Origin of the sequence: Gordonia sp. i37 (assembly GCF_002043085.1) — a bacterium.
Lineage (GTDB): Bacteria > Actinomycetota > Actinomycetes > Mycobacteriales > Mycobacteriaceae > Gordonia > Gordonia polyisoprenivorans.
This window is the reverse complement of sequence record NZ_MVPX01000354.1, coordinates 1-3,258: the sequence shown is the minus strand read 5'-3', so window position 1 is coordinate 3,258 and position 3,258 is coordinate 1. Positions and strand designations below refer to the sequence as shown.

Genomic DNA, 3,258 nt, shown 5'->3' with positions numbered 1-3,258 from the left:
TCCCCCCCGCCGTGCTCGGCGCCGACGCCGACCCGGAGACCCCGCCCGACATCGAATTACGACTCGGTCCGGCCTGGCCGGTCTCACCCCGATGAGTCCACTGCTCGTCACAATCAGAAAGGTCAGCCCGTGACACCGTCACCAACCACCGGCAGTCTGGACGTCGATCCGCATGAGTTGTCCAGGGCCGGCACCGATCTCGAACGTCTGGCGCTGTCCTTGGAAGAAGCGCTCGGACGACTCGCCCCCGAGGCCGCGGTCGCCGCGCCCGGTCGAGACGAGGTATCGGTGACCACGGCGGCCTCGGCCACCGCGGTGGCCGATCGCTTCGCCGAGGATGCGACCTCCGGCATCCAACAGCTGCGCGATATCGCGGCGATGCTGCGGTCCCACGCCGGCGGCCTCGCCGACGCCGACGATCAAGCCGCGACCGGACTGCGGGCCTGACGAACGCCCCGGGCACCGACAAGCGCATGACCTCCTGAACCCCGTCCGTAGACCGTCATCCCGACCGACCCACCGAGCAGCCGAGAGGAGTGGGCATGACCGGATTCACCAGAGTCCTCTGGGACGCCCGTTCCAGTCGCCGACTCGCGAGCGACCTCGTCGAGGGACCCGGAGCGTCGGCGTTCGCTGACGCCGCGATCGCCTGGGGCGCACTCGCCGGTGAGTTCACCGGTGCAGCAGCCGAATACGGCGCCGTCCTCGCGCGACTGCGGGCCGACTGGGAGTCCGGCGCAGCCGCCGACGTCCTCGACCGTCTCGCTGGTCTCCTCGGATGGCTGACCGACATGGCAGCGCAGGCCACCGAGGCTGCGGCGCTGACCGAGGCGCAGTCACTCGCCGTGTCGGTGGCGCGACTGGCGATGCCGAGCACCGCAGAGGTCGATCTCGCCGACACGCTTGCGCGCGGTGCGGCGGTCGTCGCGTCGGTTGCGCCGATCGCCACCGGGGCGGCCGCGCACGCCGAACGCGCGGTCCACGATCAACGGATGCGCGCGGCGCGGGTGATGGAGGCCTACGAAACGGCCGCCGAACCGCTGGCACAGCCATGGCGAGCTGCCCACGCCGCACCACAACTGGTGCCCGGCGCCCCGCCGGAGACCACGCCCAGCCGATCACCGCAGACGCCGGGTGACTCCGACGTCTCGGGTCAGGGATCCGGCTCGGGCACGGGAATCGTTGCGCCGATGATGCTCTCGGCGCCGCCTCCCCGGGGCGCGTACACACCGACGATGGTGGCCTCGGCGCCCACAGTGTCACCCACGCCGACCACCGGCGCCGGCGCAGCTGCGGCAGGGTCGGGGACACCCGGAGCGTCGCCCGCGGTGCCGCCGCCCATGGCGCCGATGACCTCGACGGCATCGATGGGCGACCGCGTCGTCCGCGTCGACACCCAAGCAGAGGCCGAGATCGGGCAGGCCGAAGCATCCCCACGCCCTCCGGAAACCTGGGCCGAGGTCGCCGCACAGTCGAGCACGGCGCTCGACCCCCGATACGTCGAGCAGACCCTCACCCTGGACACGGGGAGGACGCCGTGATCGTGACCTCCACCGATTCCCGCCGCATCGAGATCGCGGTATTGCGCCGACTCGGGCAACGATGTGGGGTGACCACCTGGCCGGTGGTCCTCGACCTCTGGACACCGGCGGCCGACGGTGCACACAGCGAGACAAGAGCCGACGCCCGCGATGGTGCCGATCACGACGATGCCACTCTGGACCGTGCCATCACGGAGGCGGGACTGTCCGACAGCAGCGGCCCCACGCTCTGGGCCGACCTGGTGGTCGGGGTGCTCGCCCACCCCGACCGGGAACTCGAGATCCGGGGTTTCGCCGCCGAGTCGACGGTTCGCGCCTGCGTGGCCCGGCGCGGTCACGACCACGTTCTCGCGGTGCGGCGAGGCGATCACATCGACCTCGCGCTCATCGACGTGCGTGACACCAACGCCCTGGCCGGCGTCGTTCGCGCGATGTGTGGCCCGCACGACGCACTGGACTTCACCGAGACCAGCGTCCCCACCCGCGAACTGACCGAGAGGTTCGGCCACTGTGCCGACGCCCCTGGTGTTGTTGCGGCACTGCGTGCATGGGGCGCCACGGCCGCCGATGCGATCCGTGTGGCCGACGCGTTGCTGGCCTGCGACGTGCGGTGGGAGATCGTGGCCACCTCGCGTGCCGACGGCCTCTTCACCCAGACTTCTGGGGCCATCGGGATCATCGACTCGCGTGCGGGTCGAATTCTGATGGGCCTCAGCAGATCTCCCGACGACCGATTGTGGACCACCATCACCCCGGGGACGGGGCATCGGATCGGTGCGGCCGTGGACCGGCTGATCGACACCCTGCCCGGACGACGGTGGTTCCCATGAGTCGACGGGATTTCCCCATCGAGATCTTCGCCGGGGGACATCAGCGCCTGTCCGCACGGACAGCGCTTCGGGGGCATCGCGACGACGGTGCCGACATCTATGAGGAGGAGCACCATGAATCTCGATGGAGCAGTTGACGTCGACGTCGAATCGGGCTTGGCCACAGCGCAATCGGTCTCGCAGATCGTCGACGACATGCAGGCGGTGATCCGCCAGATCGCCACCGCGGCGTCGTCGGGCGTGTCCAGCTGGAACGGCCGGGCGTCCAACGCATTCGACAACACCCACGCCGACTGGAACTCGTCGGCGACGGCGCTCAACGCCGCGCTCGACGACATCCGAAACCAGCTGACCGCTGGTTTCAGCGGCTACGACGACCAGGATTCGCAGGCCGCGGGCGGCTTCGGCGCCGAGGGGCCGCTGCGCCTGTAGACGGCTGCGCCTGTAGACAGCTGCCGCTGTAGACCACCGTGTCTGTGGGCCCCGGCCCGACTGGCGCACCTCACCACTGACCTCGAATCACCACCGAGCTTGATCACCACCGAGCTCGATCAACTCTGGCCATGACCACATCTGACCGAAAGGACTTCCCATGTCCGGGAGAATCAAGTACGACTTCGCCGCCCTCGGCGACCTCGAAGGGGGGCTGAACGCCCAGTTCGGCCGCCTCGAAGACCTGGCGTCGCAGCTGAAATCGCAAGTCGCCGCACTCGACGGTAATTGGCGCTCGCCCGGCGCGAAGCAGGCTTACGACGCCGCCCAGCAGAACTGGGACCGCGTGTTCATACAGGCCCGCGAGCAGTTGCTCGGCATCCAACGCGGCGTCACCAATGCGCGGACGGTGATGAACGAGACCGATACCTCGATCGCACGCGGCTTCGGCGGGG

5 protein-coding genes are annotated in these 3,258 nt (G+C 69.6%); all 5 read left to right on the top strand.

Annotation, left to right across the window (positions count from 1 at the left end):
- The first annotated feature begins 129 nt into the window (after positions 1 to 129).
- On the top strand, positions 130 to 447 hold the full coding sequence (locus B1964_RS17125; protein WP_079930621.1) for a PE family protein: 318 nt from the start codon (positions 130 to 132) through the stop codon (positions 445 to 447).
- A 95-nt stretch (positions 448 to 542) separates the two neighbouring features.
- Positions 543 to 1,541, top strand: a complete 999-nt coding sequence (locus B1964_RS17120; RefSeq protein WP_079930620.1) for a PPE domain-containing protein — start codon at positions 543 to 545, stop codon at positions 1,539 to 1,541.
- A gap of 2 nt (positions 1,542 to 1,543) precedes the next feature.
- Positions 1,544 to 2,371 carry an ESX secretion-associated protein EspG gene (locus B1964_RS17115; protein ID WP_253194039.1) on the top strand — a complete coding sequence of 276 codons (828 nt, stop codon included), beginning with the start codon at positions 1,544 to 1,546 and terminating at the stop codon, positions 2,369 to 2,371.
- Between the two features lie 114 nt (positions 2,372 to 2,485).
- Positions 2,486 to 2,803 carry a WXG100 family type VII secretion target gene (locus B1964_RS17110; protein WP_079930618.1) on the top strand — a complete coding sequence of 106 codons (318 nt, stop codon included), beginning with the start codon at positions 2,486 to 2,488 and terminating at the stop codon, positions 2,801 to 2,803.
- 160 nt (positions 2,804 to 2,963) lie between these two features.
- A partial coding sequence (locus B1964_RS17105; protein WP_079930617.1) for a WXG100 family type VII secretion target occupies positions 2,964 to 3,258 on the top strand: 295 nt, incomplete at its 3' end.

Bases quoted from the DNA above. Each gene is read 5' to 3' on its own strand.
- B1964_RS17120 (WP_079930620.1), top strand. From the start codon at position 543: ATGACCGGATTCACCAGAGTCCTCTGGGACGCCCGTTCCAGTCGCCGA.
- B1964_RS17110 (WP_079930618.1), top strand. From the start codon at position 2,486: ATGAATCTCGATGGAGCAGTTGACGTCGACGTCGAATCGGGCTTGGCC.